General features: G+C 54.4%; 17 protein-coding genes. 9 read left to right on the top strand and 8 right to left on the bottom strand.

The genetic code is table 11. From position 1 onward, the window contains the following. Nucleotides 1–169 precede the first annotated feature (169 nt). The 3 genes from IE065_RS15250 to IE065_RS15240 form a co-directional block, all read right to left on the bottom strand. The gene (locus IE065_RS15250; RefSeq protein ID WP_189516639.1) at nucleotides 170–637 is read right to left on the bottom strand and encodes a tRNA (cytidine(34)-2'-O)-methyltransferase; all 468 of its coding nucleotides are present in this window, start codon (nucleotides 635–637) and stop codon (nucleotides 170–172) included. Between the two features lie 15 nt (nucleotides 638–652). After that, the gene (gene smpB / locus IE065_RS15245; protein ID WP_189516637.1) at nucleotides 653–1,126 is read right to left on the bottom strand and encodes an SsrA-binding protein SmpB; all 474 of its coding nucleotides are present in this window, start codon (nucleotides 1,124–1,126) and stop codon (nucleotides 653–655) included. Nucleotides 1,127–1,187: 61 nt separating this feature from the next. Next, entirely contained in the window at nucleotides 1,188–1,400 is a 213-nt protein-coding gene (locus IE065_RS15240) for a DNA-directed RNA polymerase subunit omega (protein WP_189516635.1), read from the bottom strand. Nucleotides 1,401–1,933: 533 nt separating this feature from the next. On the opposite strand from IE065_RS15240, the gene IE065_RS15235 reads away from it, so the two are divergent. The 3 genes from IE065_RS15235 to IE065_RS15225 are packed head-to-tail and all read left to right on the top strand — an operon-like array spanning nucleotide 1,934 to nucleotide 4,108. Continuing rightward, complete coding sequence (locus tag IE065_RS15235) at nucleotides 1,934–2,605, top strand: hypothetical protein (RefSeq protein WP_189516633.1); 672 nt, start codon at nucleotides 1,934–1,936, stop codon at nucleotides 2,603–2,605. A 7-nt stretch (nucleotides 2,606–2,612) separates the two neighbouring features. Continuing rightward, a complete protein-coding gene (locus IE065_RS15230; RefSeq protein ID WP_189516631.1) occupies nucleotides 2,613–3,143 on the top strand; it encodes a DUF4339 domain-containing protein in 531 nt (176 codons plus the stop codon). Further along, nucleotides 3,137–4,108, top strand: coding sequence for a sulfotransferase family protein (locus tag IE065_RS15225; RefSeq protein WP_189516629.1), 972 nt, complete (start codon nucleotides 3,137–3,139; stop codon nucleotides 4,106–4,108). Before IE065_RS15230 ends, IE065_RS15225 begins: the two co-directional genes overlap by 7 nt. Before the next feature lie 15 nt (nucleotides 4,109–4,123). Here IE065_RS15225 and IE065_RS15220 read toward each other — a convergent pair whose 3' ends face one another. Then, nucleotides 4,124–5,572 carry an O-antigen ligase family protein gene (locus IE065_RS15220; protein ID WP_189516627.1) on the bottom strand — a complete coding sequence of 483 codons (1,449 nt, stop codon included), beginning with the start codon at nucleotides 5,570–5,572 and terminating at the stop codon, nucleotides 4,124–4,126. Between the two features lie 196 nt (nucleotides 5,573–5,768). Between IE065_RS15220 and IE065_RS15215 the strand changes: the two genes are divergently transcribed. The 5 genes from IE065_RS15215 (at nucleotide 5,769) to IE065_RS15195 (ending at nucleotide 11,047) form a co-directional block, all read left to right on the top strand. Further along, nucleotides 5,769–6,764, top strand: a complete 996-nt coding sequence (locus IE065_RS15215; RefSeq protein ID WP_189516625.1) for a glycosyltransferase family 9 protein — start codon at nucleotides 5,769–5,771, stop codon at nucleotides 6,762–6,764. Then, nucleotides 6,757–8,394, top strand: a complete 1,638-nt coding sequence (locus tag IE065_RS15210; protein WP_189516623.1) for an exosortase/archaeosortase family protein — start codon at nucleotides 6,757–6,759, stop codon at nucleotides 8,392–8,394. The genes IE065_RS15215 and IE065_RS15210 overlap by 8 nt, the downstream gene beginning before the upstream one ends. Nucleotides 8,395–8,501: 107 nt before the next feature. After that, nucleotides 8,502–9,509, top strand: a complete 1,008-nt coding sequence (locus tag IE065_RS15205; RefSeq protein ID WP_189516621.1) for a rod shape-determining protein — start codon at nucleotides 8,502–8,504, stop codon at nucleotides 9,507–9,509. Between the two features lie 157 nt (nucleotides 9,510–9,666). Further along, complete coding sequence (gene mreC, locus IE065_RS15200) at nucleotides 9,667–10,533, top strand: rod shape-determining protein MreC (RefSeq protein WP_189516619.1); 867 nt, start codon at nucleotides 9,667–9,669, stop codon at nucleotides 10,531–10,533. A 133-nt stretch (nucleotides 10,534–10,666) separates the two neighbouring features. After that, the gene (locus IE065_RS15195) at nucleotides 10,667–11,047 is read left to right on the top strand and encodes a hypothetical protein (protein WP_189516617.1); all 381 of its coding nucleotides are present in this window, start codon (nucleotides 10,667–10,669) and stop codon (nucleotides 11,045–11,047) included. Nucleotides 11,048–11,050: 3 nt separating this feature from the next. On the opposite strand, the gene IE065_RS15190 is transcribed toward IE065_RS15195, so the two are convergent. From IE065_RS15190 to IE065_RS15175, 4 genes are all read right to left on the bottom strand, one after another. Continuing rightward, entirely contained in the window at nucleotides 11,051–12,016 is a 966-nt protein-coding gene (locus IE065_RS15190; protein ID WP_189516616.1) for a hypothetical protein, read from the bottom strand. Then, nucleotides 12,013–13,311 carry a histidinol dehydrogenase gene (gene hisD / locus IE065_RS15185; protein WP_189516614.1) on the bottom strand — a complete coding sequence of 433 codons (1,299 nt, stop codon included), beginning with the start codon at nucleotides 13,309–13,311 and terminating at the stop codon, nucleotides 12,013–12,015. Before hisD ends, IE065_RS15190 begins: the two co-directional genes overlap by 4 nt. 62 nt (nucleotides 13,312–13,373) lie before the next feature. Further along, nucleotides 13,374–14,099: a hypothetical protein gene (locus IE065_RS15180; RefSeq protein ID WP_189516612.1), complete on the bottom strand. Its 726-nt coding sequence runs from the start codon at nucleotides 14,097–14,099 to the stop codon at nucleotides 13,374–13,376. A 70-nt stretch (nucleotides 14,100–14,169) separates the two neighbouring features. Beyond that, nucleotides 14,170–14,922 carry a class I SAM-dependent methyltransferase gene (locus IE065_RS15175; RefSeq protein WP_189516611.1) on the bottom strand — a complete coding sequence of 251 codons (753 nt, stop codon included), beginning with the start codon at nucleotides 14,920–14,922 and terminating at the stop codon, nucleotides 14,170–14,172. 227 nt (nucleotides 14,923–15,149) lie between these two features. Here IE065_RS15175 and rplU point away from each other — a divergent pair, with 227 nt between their 5' ends. Beyond that, nucleotides 15,150–15,464, top strand: coding sequence for a 50S ribosomal protein L21 (rplU, locus tag IE065_RS15170; RefSeq protein WP_189516609.1), 315 nt, complete (start codon nucleotides 15,150–15,152; stop codon nucleotides 15,462–15,464). Nucleotide 15,465: the final 1 nt, after the last annotated feature.

Here is a 15,465-nt window from a genome sequence, read left to right as displayed (position 1 = left end):
TCCGTGTCAGCAGAAGAACAACCACTACCCGCTAGTAACAAAGTTACTGCCGTTAATATAAGAAGAATAATGCGCTTCGTCATGCATTAACAAAAGCACAGGGCTGCATGGCCTCGTCAATGACGAAATGACGCAAACATGCGTCAATTAGGCTTTTTTTGGGGAAATATTACCCCGGTTCATTACGACTACGGATCTGACGCAAGGCTTCATAAACAACAATTCCCGCTGCTGTGGAGAGATTCAGCGAGCGCAGATCAGTCGCAAATTGCGGAATCATTATCCGCGTTGCCTCCAGTTCCTGATGTAAGGATTCCGGTGCACCATGGCCTTCATTGCCGAAAACAAGGGCATCTTCTGCTGCGAATTCAACATCCCAAATCGTGCGCTCGGCCTTCGTCGTGAGCAACCAGCAACGCGACGGCGCGGCAGATGTCTGATATGCATTCCAGTCTGCGTGATGCTCAACGTCGAGCTCCCTCCAATAGTCCATACCGCTACGCTTGAGCTGGCGGTCAGAGATGACGAATCCCAAGGGATGAATCAGGTGCAGTCGGCTTTGTGTAATCGCGCACATCCGCCCGATATTACCGGTATTCTGTGGAATCTCTGGCTGGTGCAGGACGACGTGGAGCATGGCTCAGAAAATCAACTAACGCCGAAAAGACACCGCACGGTCAGCCTCACGAAGCTGTTCCTTTTTCTTAAGAGACTGGCGCTTGTCGTGGAGTTGCTTGCCCTTGCAGAGCGCGATCTCGACCTTGATCAAGGCCTGTTTAAAATAAAGACGCAGCGGGATCAGCGCTTGGCCACCCGCTTCCATCTCCTGCTTGATACGCGAGATTTCCTTTTTATGCAAAAGGAGTTTCCGTGCCCGCGTCGGGTTGTGGGTGCCTGTGTTGTCGAAGACAAACTCGTCGATGTAAGCATGGTAGAGCGTGGGCACACCATCGCTGTCAATCCGCACAAAAGACTCCGTGATCTGGCCCTTTCCAGCGCGGATCGACTTGACCTCCGGGCCAGTCAGCTTGATCCCGGCCTCGAACTTATCGCCCACGAAGTAGTTGTGGAACGCCTTGCCGTTGCGCAACTCCCGGATATGGTCATCTTTCTTTTTCTTGGCCATGGATATAAAAAACGGATTGACCCTCACCGAGTCAATCCGCTGAAAATTCAAAACAGCTCACTTAGAGGCCGTCAGCCGAATAATACAGTTCGTAATCGATTTTTCCCTCGATGATTTCGCGTAGAGCAATGTCCTCAGGCTCGAGCTTTTCTAAGGACTCGACCAAGGGTTTCATCCCATACTTCAACTGCTTCACGCGGCGGCTAACCACGTTGATCAGGATGTTGGGATCTTCTATTTTCTTCTGGGCTTCGATTAAGTATTCGTCGCGCATGGTACGGTCTGGTTAATTGGCAATTTGGGAAAACCGGTAAAAATTGGGTGATCGTGAATCAATGACAAGCTTTAATTCGCCTGATCTTCCAGAACACGATTAGAGGTCAATCCCACGACAGAGCGCATTTTCAAAGCCACTGGTTTCGCCCAAGGGCTTTTTCCGTGCAAAACTCAATGTATCAGCCAGCGATAGCTACGCTTTAAACAGGCCCAGCGATTGAAGTGCTGCGCCCCCTCCGGGCCAAGCAAACAAAGTCCGTAATGAAAAGCCAATTCTGCCAGTGCGATGATAAATAGCCCGCTCAACAACCGAACAAAAATTGCGAGTTCAGGCACCCACCAAGGCATTGGGGCCATTAGCCAAAGCACAGTGGACAGCGCAACCAATCCGTATCCCGCGCAAACTTTCACCCACGAACCATGCCTCTCATCCACAAACGAAACCTAGCCCTGCAGACAAGGTAAGTCAATGCCTTCCGGGAATTCGTGTGATGCTTGCCAAAGTGGAAAAGTAAGTTTTTAGTCGTCGTTATGACATATTTCCCGCCCCGCACCTTTGCTTTAATCGCCGCCTGCATGTTGGCAGTCATTACCGCTCACGCACGCATTGGCGAAAGTAAATCCACCATCGAGCGCCGGATCACTGCGGGCAATCGGGGCATCGTTATCGACGATGACATTGCCAACTTCTACCTGGATCGCTCCCCGCTCAAGTCGGCCATGCTCACACCCAATTCAAAAGGCGAATTAGTACCCCATGACGACCTAAACCTGTCTGTCGGCGTTTACTATAAAAAGGTTGGTAACGACCGTGCCTTCAGCAGTGAGCTCGTAGGGAGAGATGGGAAACCGGTTCGTGAGCCTGACGGCTGGTTGCTCTTTGTCGTGTATTATAAGGATCGCTCAGTGCTTGAAGTTTACACACGTTCAGGCAGTATCAATGAGGCTGAGTCCAACGGGCTTCTGGCCATGAACCAAGCCTCCTCTTCCTGGGTTAAAGGTGCTCTACCCGAGGATAAATACCCCAACAAAGACTATAAGCCATTGTTACCGAACAACCTTCACCGCACTGATGGTGAGATGGCCGCAAACCTAAACGGCAATTCCATTATGATCTTCATGATCAACACCGACGATCTCCTTGGGAAAGCCAAAAAAGAACGGGAAAACCAGTCCGCACCCGATAGTCTTGCGGGCTTCTAACCGACACATGAGCAGCGAGCGGCTATATTTTTTTGATTCCGAGGCCAAGCAAGCACGTGGCCCCTACCTACTCGACCAACTCAAAGAATTTTCCGAGACCGGAGTGATTAGCCGAAACACCCTCGTGGCACCGCCAGACAACAGCGAATGGATCGCCATTAGCGATTGGCCAGAACTTGACAGCTTTCTTTTTCCCCCATCGACGATTCACTTGCGAACTGAGCGTTATCAGGCAGAGGCCGAAGCCCCAGCCGCATTGGCCACCGATGCCTACGAAGTGCTTGCGATCAACCGCTCCCACGAAGACCCCGACAAGCTCGTCATCACCGATGAAGACATGCGCCCGCGCATGACCCGACGCACTCGTGATTACCTATGGGGCATTTTCGGCGGCAATTTCCTAATCATCGCTGGCAATGGGCTTTATGGCCTGTTGTTTGGGGTCAATCCGGTCATTTTATTATTCTCGCTGGCCTTGGTTGCCATGTGGACAGCAGGCTTCACTTGGATCACCTACGGCATCATGGGGCGATGGTAGCGCCGCCAGAAACACTCTGGGCGCTGGGCGCGTTTCGCTCAGGCACCACGCTCCTGCACAGCCTCCTCAATGCGCACCCCGAGGTGGCTCTCATCTACGAGCTCAACCTCCATGATCGCTACCCACGCATGCCTGGCCCTCAGCCAAGGAGTGATTGGCGCAAGCGCTGGGACCTCTGGAACGGCTCGCTCTCCCGTGCAGACCTGCCGACAGGTTTTGACCCCCAACCGCCCGCCAATTGGGGCATGGCCGCCCAACGACTTTTTTCTGAATATGCCGGAAAAACTGGTGCTCGCTATGGCGGTGAGAAAAGCCCGGTCTACGCCTTCTCCGCAGAAGCATTGCTACGCGACAATCCGCAGGCTCGTTTGATTATGCTTTGGCGCGAACCGGCGGACATCCTACGCAGTGTGCGTCATGCCGCCGCCAAAAGCCGGTATTTCTGCAAGCCTATGCTCGACGCGTGGTTCCTCATCGGTCTGGAGCGCCTTCTCGAAACCTTCGACAACCCGGCCGCCAACGTCCATCAGCTCAGCTATCACCACCTTCTAGAGAGCCCCGACGCCGCTTTGGCTAAAGTCTGGCGCTTCCTCGGCATTGATGAAAATTGCGTGAATGCCCAAGCCTTCGCGCCAGCCTTCGCCATCGGCACCGAGCGCGATCTGCATCGCCCGCTCGCCCAAGGGAAAATCATCGTTCCACCGGATCGTGCGGAAATCCTCACACCAACTGAACGCCAAAAAATCGCCCGTTATCGCCAATACTGGGCCAACCGCTTTTCACTCGCCGGAAAATTTGCCGACGAACCCGATTGCCTGCCCGATGCTCCCTTGGGGGAGAAAGAACGCGCACTGGATCGCCTTGCCGCACGCACCTTCCAGCACTATAATCGAGCCATCCAATCACTCTATCTAAGACTTCCGCCATCGGCTATTTTGCGCTACCGCAAATCAAAGGGTGGTTGATGTGTTGAAGACGCGTCACGCATTCTCTGCGGCTAATGCTTTCTCGTCGGTCGTTTCCTCGGATGCCTTTGGTAATGTCATCTGGGACAGGCCAAGCAAGAGCCAGAAAAGCACCGCGCCCATCGGCCCCTCCAGCACCACCTGAAACAGCGCCCCAAAGAAGATCGTCCAGGCCATGATCAGAAAGATTAAGGCAGGCTGAAGCGGTTCTCGGGCCTTCTGTTTGCGGACCAATCGCCAAGCCTGATTTGTCATCGCGCCCAGAATAAGCACCCAACAGAAAATGCCGATCATGCCTGTTCGCCCAAATACGCTGAGGAGGAAATTATGCGGGCTACGCGTGCGAAAAGTTTCATTGCCCTGCGGGTAGTATTCCTGGATAAAAGGATTCGCCAAGTCGTAGCCAAACCCCAGCCCCTGCACCGGCCCATTCTCCAGAACATGCTCGGTCAGCGAGCGCCACCAGACCAGCCGGAAACGATTGTTATCGCCCGTGTCCTTGCTTTCGGGGTTCTGGTAATCGTAGCTCCCCGCGAAATCTACCAGTGACACACCGTGCTCGAAGACCGCATACAGCTGGCTCTCCGCCAAGCGGCGTTCGTGAGAAATATCCACCGCAATCACCAAGGCCGAGCCGAGCACCCCAACCAGCAGCAGCCGCGGCAATATCCGCCAGTGCCCAGCGATGACCATGATGCATAATCCAATCGCAGCTCCGACCATTGCGGAACGAGCTAGCGTTAAAAACAATACTCCGGCGGACAAGCCCATGAGCAGCGTCAGCCCGATTTTTTCCAACTTGCCCGAGCAACGCGTCGAAACGCCGTAGTAAAAGAAGATCCCCGCCGCCGCAAAGATGCCGACCAAGTCGCCTTTATAATAGATCACCGGCGAGCTCCGATACCTGATTTGATGAAACATCTCCGGTGCCACCAGATACAACAGATAGCCGACCGCCATCAGCGCAAAACCGATTCCCAGCGCCCACTCGATTATCCGTATCGACTGCTCCCGTTTAGCCAACGTCATCCCGCCAAAAAAGAAGACGGCATAATAGACCATGGCGAAGTCCCGAATGGCCAGAAAACCCGAGCTCGATAGGTCAAAAATCATGTGCGCCGAAGAGGTCGCCATCCAGACCGCAATGAACACCGTCAGCGGCGTGAGCCGGAACGAGAAATCGCGCTCCAGCGGAATGCGGAGTATCAGCGCCAGAGAGACGACTAGCACCCCTGCCTCGGCGGGAAGCATGGGCAGGCCCGGCGGCATGAGCTGCGCGAACCCACGGTTGCCCACCAGATACCCCAACACTAGCAGCCCCATAAACAACGCCTCCCAATGGCAACGAAGCATCGTTACTATCAAAATGTAGGCCAGCCCGCCGCATAGCACGAGGGGGCCAAACAGACTGCCCGTTCCCAATTGCCAACCAACGAGCAGCGCCAGCATTGTTCCAGCAATCATACACAGCGGTCGTAATATGGCGGGTGCCCAATACATCTGCCGCACAGCATGGCCAACCACCGTATCAAGCCAATCATTTTTGCTTGGCCAATGCCCTCCCTAATGCCGTTTAATAAAGGCCATCGCTACGAAGTCCGCATCACACACACGCAAACACCTGTTCCTCGAACTTTGGGGGCTGGGCGATGCTGTGTTGATGACTCCCGCACTGGATGCCGCTCTCGCTGCTGGCGACGAAGTCCACGCCCTCGTCAAACCTGCCTCCCGGCAATTACTTGAGCCCGCTTACCCCACCGTGCACTGGATTGAGTGGTCGGCACCGTGGACTGTATTCCGCGGTAAGTATCGCCTCTGGCAATGGCCTTGGCCCAAAATCCTACGATTGATTAAGCGTCTGCGGGGCATTCACTTTGCGGACGGCTGGTCCGCTCGACCAGACCCGCGTGACCACCTTTTCCTTTGGCTGGCAGGCGTCCGCCAAAGGCGAAGTTTTCGTCACTCCTTGAGCCAACCCTTTTTAAACGCAGGCCTCGACTGGCCTGAGATGCCGCGTCACCGATCCGAGGACTGGATTACACTCGCCCGTGCGGCAGGCCTCAATCCCCCCGATCGCCCAATCCTCCCCCCCCCCCTTTACCAACACGCCCTCCCTCCAAATTTAGCCAACCTCCCCCGACCCTGGGTAATTTTTCACGCTGGTGCCGCTCAACCTACTCGCCGTTGGCCCGAAGCCTCCTGGCAGGCGGTGCTGACGAGCCTCAGCGGACAAGCAGCGTTTTCGTTAGTCCTCATCCCCGACCCTACCGGCCACGGTCAAATGCTCCGTCCGCTGGCCGACGTTGTCCTTGATCAACTCGACCTGCCTGCTCTCGTCGCTGTCTTGGGTGCCGCGGACGCCGTCCTCGCGCATGACTCCGGCCCCGCGCACTTGGCAGCAGCACTGGGCACGCCTGTCTTCGCGGTTATGGGCCCTAACTTACCGGAACGCTTTGGACCACGCCACCCCGACGCAGCCGTACTTCACGATCCACAATGCCCTCATTTTCCCTGCCGCGATTATTGTCATTTTGACGAGCCTCGCTGCCTGACTCACCTCAGCCCGGAACGCTGCCTGCTCACCCTTGGCCCATGGCTTCAAAATAAGCTTCGCGCTGCAGCGGCCAAGCCCTTGAATGCGGGTGATTATGACTAGCGCCCAACACCGATTGGCTTGGATCAGCGCCGCCTTGCTCAGCTTTGCGGGAGCATGGCTGTTCCAGTTTTACGGCAACAACGTGCGCTCATATTTCAATACCGAATCGCTGTTTGCCTGGTGGGGATTACAATGGTTTAACCCACGCAGCCAGACCGAATATGGGCCAATTATCCTGCTGACTTCCATTGGCCTCACGATCTGGAACTGGCGACGCACGCCGGAGGATTCGTCTGAGCCTTGCCCGCGAGCCGCGGTCTTGTTGATCATGGCAGGGCTAGCGCTGCATGCTGGCGGGCTGATCGTCGAGCAAGCGCGTATTTCGATCGTCGGTCTGTTGGTTTTCATCAATGGTATTGCTTGGCTGGCTGGGGGTCGACGCGCTGGCCGCGCAAGCGCTTTTCCGCTCCTTTTCCTGCTTTTCGCGCTGCCCCTGGAGTTCCTTTTTGACGAATTTGGTTTCTACCTACGACTCGCGGTTATCCAGAGCTCCACCACGCTCGCTCACTTGGTCGGCATCGGTGTGTTTCGCAATGGCACCCACCTGATTTCGCCCGACGGCTCCTTTAATTATGACGTCGAACCTGCCTGCTCCGGCATCCGTTCACTCGTTGCCCTAACGGCGTTGACGCTGCTAGTCGGCTATTGCTGCTTTCGCACCTGGTGGCGGCGTGGATTCCTGCTAGCGGTAGCCTTCCCCTTCGCCTACCTCGGCAATGTTGCGCGGATTTTTACGATCATCCTCGCAGCAGAATGGTTCGGTCAAGAGGCTGGAATGGTCGTCCACGAATGGTTCGGTTTTTTGGTATTCGTGATCGTGCTGGGACTGGCGCTGGCAACGGTGTCTGCCTTGGAAAAATGGATACCAGAAAAACCTTTGGCCGTTCGTCAAACATCACAGAAACCACTAACGAGCACCCGAGCACTGGGGTTGACGCTCGTCGTTGGTCTGGGCTCCATTGCACTTTGTGCAGCCTTTGCCGCCAAGGTCGAGAACCTAGGCCGAAGCGCCGAAGCTGGCGTCCGCCTGACTGCTGATGGCGAGCAACCACAGCCACTGCCCAACTTGCTCGGACCCGGCCTCGAGTGGGCGGGTAAGGTGGCCCCCATAAGCGAAATTGAACGCACCGTGCTGCCGCCCGACACTGGATTTTCACGCAGCAACTACATCCATCTCGACGGTGGTGGCGAACTGGTTTACTTCTCGATTGTGCTTTGCGGAAAAGGCCGAGGGGCCATTCATCGGCCTGAACTTTGCCTCGTCGGGCAAGGCTGGCGCATTGAACGCAAGAGCCTACACGATTTTGCCATACCTGGGATGCCCGATGGCTTAGAGGCGACAGTACTTGAAATCGAGCGCACAGTACAGACCGAGGACGGCGAAGTAGTCATCCCTGGCTTGTTTGCCTATTGGTTTGTTGGTCGGGACCGCGTTGCCGCAACAAATATCGAGCGGATGGCTTGGTTTGCCTGGGATAGGTTGACTCGCCTGCAAAGTCACCGCTGGGCCTATTTATTCGCACAAACGGACTGCCCCGACGGACGCGAAGCCGGGCTTGCGCGCCTCCAATCAGTCATTGGTGAAGTCGTGCCAGTCGTGCAAACCGCAGGATTTCCAAGCGCAGAGTAGGCAATATGGAGGCTTTACGGTCTCGCAAGTGAAGACAAATCGCATAAACCATTGTTTACACGCTGTTTGTCTTTGACAAGTTCGTGCCGTTCATTCCTTTATCAATTGTGCTGAACTTTTTCTCCAACGATATTGGAATTGACCTCGGGACCGCCAATTCCCTCGTATTCGTCCGCGACAAGGGTATTGTCTTACGGGAACCATCCGTGGTCGCCGTTTATAATAACACCAAAAAAGTGCGTGCCGTAGGCATTGAAGCCAAACGCATGCTAGGCCGGACCCCCGGCAACATCACCGCCCTCCGCCCCATGAAAGACGGTGTTATCGCCGACTTTGAGATCACCGAGGCCATGCTGCGCCACTTCATCAAGAAGGTCGCGCACAACACCAAGTTTGTACCGCCCCGTGTCGTCGTAGCCGTCCCCAGCGGCATTACCGAAGTCGAGCGCCGCGCGGTTAAGGAATCTGCAATTCATGCCGGTGCTCGCGAAGTGCTTTTGCTCGAAGAGCCGATGGCTGCCGCAATTGGCGTAGGCCTTCCCATTGAAGAACCAGCCGCCAACATGATCGTCGACATTGGCGGTGGCACGACTGAAGTCGCCATTATTTCATTGGCTGGCGTCGTGTTTACCCGTTCGCTCCGCGTCGGTGGTGACGAGATGGACAACGCCATCATCGCCTACATGAAGCGCGCCTACAACCTGATGATCGGTGAGCGCACTGCAGAAGAAATCAAGATTCGCGTCGGCTCTGCCTATCCACTCGAAGAAGAACTGACGATGGAAGTTAAAGGCCGGGACTCCGTTGCAGGCCTGCCGAAAACCTTGCACATCACTTCACAAGAAGTGCGTGATGCGCTGGCCGACGTTTTCAATTCCATCATCGAAGTCGTCCGCTCTGCATTGGAGCGTTGCCCGCCTGAACTCTCCGCCGATCTGGTTGACCGCGGCATCGTGATGGCTGGCGGTGGGTCGATGATTCGCAATCTCGACAAGCTGATCAGCGAAGCGACCGGACTTCCGGTCATTCTCGCTGAAGACCCGCTCTCCGCTGTCGCCAACGGCACCGGTATCGTCCTGCAAGACCTGAACTGGTGGCTCCGGGATGCGTCGTAGAGGAGTTTAAAGGCCAAAGTTAGAAAGGTTAAAGAATTGGGGACTTGCGTCTCGATTGACTTTCTTTGGTCTTGGTTAATCAGCAACTATTCACCTGCTGTTTCTCCCGTCACATGCTGATGCTTTAAACTTTAACCTTTGTATTTTAACCTCCCCGATGAAATCCCTCCGTCTACTAAAGCCGCTCATTGCGTTGCTGCTTTTCTTGGCGTTGTGGGAGCTCACGCCAATCGCGATCAAACGATTCGGGAAGGACGCGTTTTTTGAATTCCAGGCGCCGTTGATCGCAGTACAAGGCTACGCAAAGGATTTGCAGACTTATTGGTCCCTCAGGACGCGATCAAAAAATGACTTAATTGAAGCCGGGCGGGACCTTTCCCGATTGAATGCAACGTATCAGGTCGCCCAACAGGAAAACCTGACCAAAGACGCCGAAATAGCACGCTTGGAGAGTCTTCTTAATTTGCCGTCGCGACAAGAATTTCGCTACGAAATCGCCCGCGTGGCCCAGCGTGACATTTCCGCCTGGTGGCAACAACTCGTCATCCGCAAAGGCGAAAACTATGACATCCCCGTAGGAGCGGCGGTCATTTACAATGGCGGCGTGGTAGGCCGTGTGCGCGAAGTTTTTGCCTACACGGCGACCGTGGAGCTGGTCAGCAGTCCGGGCTTTCGTATGGCGGCGAATGTCGTGGGTGAGGCAGCGCCGGTGACTTATCTGGGCGTCATCAACCCACCCTTCAGTCCGCCGCGTGGCGAGGCATTGAACGTCCCCCCCACCATCACAGTGACGCCCAACGAGCCGCGTAAATTAGTCTCTTCGGAACTGGGAGGCATTTTTCCTGCTGGGTTAACTATCGGTGAAATTACGACGCTAGAGCCTGGTTCGGATGGATATTTTCAGCGTGCTACGGTGCGACTCAGCCCGCAATTGGCAGGCTTGCGAGAAGTCGCCGTCGTGATTCCGTTTGGCCAGGAGCGTGCAGTCGAGCGAAGTGAAATGGAGGACGGGGATGGAACTTGATCTGCGCTGGCCCCTGTTTTTTTTCGCAAATCTTCTGCTAATCGCGCTGCTACGGCTGGTGAATGACACGGTCTCGCTTTATGGGTTTTATTTTTGCCTTCCCGGACTTCTAACCCTTCTGCCAGCACTCCATGTGCCACCCCGCTGGGGTATTCCGCTTTGCCTTGCCACGGCTTTGTTTTATGCAGCGCCGTACAGTGAAAAGATCGCGCCATTTCTGGTGGTTTATGGTTTGGGCTACGTAATTTTTCGCCAGTTCAGCAGCCAGCTACGACGGTTTCGGCGATTCCAACTGCTAACTGCATTGGCCGCAGCCAACACCCTGCTTATCCTTATACAGTCTGCGTTGCTAAGCCCTGAAGTCGGCATTTTGCCTTACATGCAGCGCGTGATGGTTGATGCAATGCTCTCTGCAATCCTGATATACCCCGTTGGTAGCTGGTTTATTGATCTCCAATACGGCGCGATGCAGCTCTTTGGAACGGACCCGCGAGCCGACGCCCCTCCGCAGTAGTGCTTACTGTATAATGACCTGCTGTGAGCCAGAATTCGCCGGCGGCAGGACCAATTTCACGCCGAGCACGATGCAGTTAAAAAGCACGCGGCCCGCCCAATCTTTGGTTATGTAGGCATTGCTGCCGGGCTTTTCCAACGCGGAAACGACAACATCCTCTTCCAAGTCAATCAGCTCAACGCGGTGCAGCTCGCTCTTCCATGTATCGATGTCCGCCAGATCGTCATCCGAGGTAAAATGCACAAGGTGATGGCCACTCTCCCAGTAAATCCAGACCTCGTTGATGACCTCTGAAGCGGGTGCCAAATAAACAATTTGCGGGGCCGATGGGTCCATTAAATCCGGGCGTTCGGCATTGACTTCCTCCTGCACCTCTTTGCGGATCAAGGCTAATAATTCCTGCCCTGGAAACAGCCGATCATTGCGCGTTTCGTGGAGCCAGTCAAAGACTTCCTCGAGCGTATAAACCTGCACGGAGTAAAGCTCTGGGTCCCAGACAAAATCGCGCTCGTAGGATACATTTACGACATTGAAGCGCTGATTTTTCACTTCCAACCCGAGCTCTTCAATTTCGTAATCCGCCTGCTTGAGCAGTACCCGAGTCCGGGCCAGCGGCACCATCACTTCGGCAAAGCGACTATGGTCCGATGCATCAGTTTTCGGGAAGAGTTCGCGATAGCCGATGACCACGTCATCAATAGCGTCAAAGTCCTCCGCCAGCATGGGCGCATCGATGTGCCAGCGATAGAGGTAACGCAGCAGCGAAAACAGATAATCGCGATCCGGCTCGGCCACCGGAGTCTTGGCAGGCGTCTCTACAACTGGAACAACTTCCTCAATGGTCTCGACAACGGTTTTGCCATCAACAGAGACAGTGGCCGTCTCTTCTCTGATAAGCACCTCATCGGCAGACAGCACACAGAAAGACAGCCAAAGCGCCAGACAATGAATTGGGCGAAAGTGGATCATTTTTCCAAACGCATTTCCAAGCTGCGGCCATGTGCATCGAGCTGTTCCATTTCCGCAAAGGCGCGCACAACGGGCCAAGCCAAAGCAATGGACTTGGCGTCGTATTCAACGATGCTGGTGCGACGCATGTAGTCCGTCACCTGCATGCCGCCAAAGAAGCGGCCAGTGCGATCAGTTGGCAGCGTATGGCTCGGGCCAGCGGTAAAATCTCCCAGCACCGTGGGAGTTTCTCCTCCTATAAGCATCGCACCGGCAGTGGTAATTTTCTTCGCAAGTATTTTCCGTGAGTCGGGCTTAACTTGCAGCTCCAAATGCTCCGGGGCAATATAGTTGGCGATCTCGGCAATCGCTTCCAGATCACTTGCGATCACGCAAAACCCATGGTGCTTCAACACGCCCAAGGCGGCGTCACGGTGTGATAACGTCTCGGCCTGCGCCGTAATCTCGGCCTGAATGGCAGCTGCTTGTTCGCGGCTCTCAACAATAAGGAATACCTTTTCTTTGCCCGTGCCGTGCTCGGCCTGAGCCAAAAGGTCCGCTGCGATAAAGGCAGGATTTGAAGTCGAATCACCGATGATGAGTACTTCGCTCGGTCCTGGTAAAAGATCCACCCCTACCCGACCAAACAACGCACGCTTGGCCTCCATGACGTAGGCATTGCCAGGGCCAAAAACTTTATCAACAGCAGGCACGGTTTTCGTCCCAATAGCCAAAGCGGCCAGCGCTTGAACACCTCCGATTTTGTAAACTTCTTCAACGCCGCACAAATGCAGCGCAGCGAGTAGGCTTGGGCTCACGGAGCCATCCTTGCCCGGGGGGGTGCAAACTGCCACCTCAGGGCAGCCAGCCAGCTTGGCCAGCACCGCGCTCATGATCACTGTCGAAACCAAAGGCACTTGGCCACCGGGCACGTAAAGGCCAACTCGCTGAATAGGGAAAAATGCCTCACCCACCGTAGCACCATGCGGATTCTTCGCGTGCCAGGACTGCGGCATGGTCTTGCGGTGGAAATCCTTGACGCAATGAATGGCCTCCTTGATCGCCTTGCGCTGCGCGGTCGTCAACGTCTTCGGCGCGGCTGATAGCTCGTCTGCCTTCACACGTAACGTGCGCGCTGTCAGCTTGGCCTTGTCAAACTTTTCAGTATAGCGAAAAACCGCCTTGTCGCCCTCACGCTCAACATCAGCAATGACCGTGCGGACTGTTTCCGCAATTTCATCCGCAGCGCGAAATGATGGGCAAGCCCGTTTCAGTTTTTGTGCAAAGCCAGGTTGGCCGTACTCCAGGATTTTCATAACGCGCAACCTTGGCGCATGCCACCAGACCGCGCAACTGGGAAAATGACTTTATCCGCGCCTTATTCTGGAAAATCAAATACTCCCGGCTGAACCTGCTCATTCACCGTAACTTCAGTGAACTTGACTGTGCGCAACAACGCACCAGTCTCATCGTAGGTCTCAACGGTTTTAGGGAATTTGATACCGCCGACATTCAAGGAATCCTTCTCCGTCATTGTCAGGCCATCGCTACTCACTGTCGCCAAAAGCTCACCCGTGTTGGGATCAAAATATCGAATGTAATACAGGTCGAGCGGGTAGGCAAAATTTACCTTGCGCGCAGATTTCCCGTTATAATCCACAATTCCTTCGTCCGTGATAGTTGCCCCGCGTATTTTATTGGGACCATTGAAGAAATTCAGATTTTCAACCGCATTCGCCATGAGCCGCTTGACCTGTGTTGGGCGTAATACCTGCACCAGCTTCTTCGTCTTATCATTGGGGTCGTAGCTCATCACATAGCCCTCGTAGCCATTGACAGCGGTTTCATTGACGACGTCTCCGCGCATTTCGCGCAGCAGCTGGCGGTTGGGCTTGTCAAAAATCAGCTCCAGATCCGACATTTTTTCTCCACTGGGCGATATTACGACTCCTTTATAATGAATCGCCTCTACATCATCCAGCACGCTCTCTGGCCCCAACTGCGTCCGCGCCTTTTGCAGAAACTGATCGATCGGCTCAGCATTAAGCGCGCCGACACTGGAAAGAAGAACGAAAAAGGCAAAGTTACGAAAGGAGATCATCATATTGATTTAAAAGACGGTAGGGTTGAAGGGGTGAAGGTTAACGCAGACCCTGCAAATGTGAAGCACGGATTTAGGCCGGGCTATCAGCATTTTTTTGCGCAATCCAAAAGCGTGTATCATCTGAGAAATCACGGACTTCCGCAGGTTCCATGCAAATTTCAGATCGCAGCGCCGAGGCGTCCACTCGGAAACCCGCTGCTTCCAAATCCGCCTGAACTTCACTGGAGTCCGCCGCATGGATATACATCCAATAACCTTCGTCTCCCTCGTAGTAGAGATCGCCAAATTCTTTCACCTGAGGATGCTGACGCCCTTTCTGCCAAAGCTTGCTTTCATCACGCCAGAAGCTCTTGCGTCCGTGGCGGTTACGATCATGCCCCGTGAAAACAAACCAACCGCTAGGCTTAATGACACGGGAAATTTCCTGTATGGCTCGTTGGCGATTAGCGCGTCCCGGTATCTGCATAAGGCCATTAAAGCCGAAAATGGCACCGTCGAACTCGCCATCACTAAAGGGCAAGCGCGTAGCGTCGGCTCGCTGAATCGGCACGCCATATTCCAGCACCTGATTGATCCGTCGTGCCTCAGCGACCATTTCCGCGCAATAATCCGTGGCCATCACACGGCGGTATTCCAACTCCCAGAGGCCAAAAGCAATCCGCCCTGCCCCGCAGCCCAACTCAAGAATAGAGTCCTCCGGCTTGAAAACACGGCGAAAGATGCGCTCCTCGCTCACCCACAAGCCAACACGACTAACAGCATGGGCATAGTGGTCAACAACTTCAGTTTGTTGAAAATAGGTCTGGGCTTCGGCAATTTCCATGATTTAATCATCCACCAATAAGCGGTGAAGTTACTTGCTGACAAGCTCAGTAAATACGTTTTTTAACCGAAACATCTGCTTTGAGAAAAGTTCCTGATCCGTCAGGTTCTGATTTCATTGCCGATCTTCCGGAACTTCCTGTTTGTAAAAACCTTGAGCAGGTTTACAAAAAAACCTTGCACTGCGCATATAATCCGCTTTTTTAGGCGGTTTTCCCATTTTCCAAAATGAAAGCAACTATTGAAACCCAAGGCCGCCAGTTCATCGTCACAGAAGGTGATGTGATCTTCGTGAATCGTTATAAAGACTCGCAGGCGGGCGATACAGTAACCCTCGACAAAGTGCTCTGTGTCGGTCAAGGCGCAGATACGCGTTTCGGCGCACCTTACGTAGAAGGCGCTAACGTCGCAGCAACGATTCTCGAAAACAAGCGCGACAAGAAAGTTGTCATCCATAAGATGCACCGTCGTATGGGCTATCGCCGCACGACCGGACATCGCCAAGAACTTTCCGTCATTAAGATCGAATCCATTAACGCCTAAC

It is taken from the genome of Cerasicoccus arenae (assembly GCF_014651635.1).
GTDB lineage: Bacteria > Verrucomicrobiota > Verrucomicrobiia > Opitutales > Cerasicoccaceae > Cerasicoccus > Cerasicoccus arenae.
Note: the sequence above shows the minus strand (reverse complement) of the source record. Positions and strands in the feature narration are given on the sequence as shown.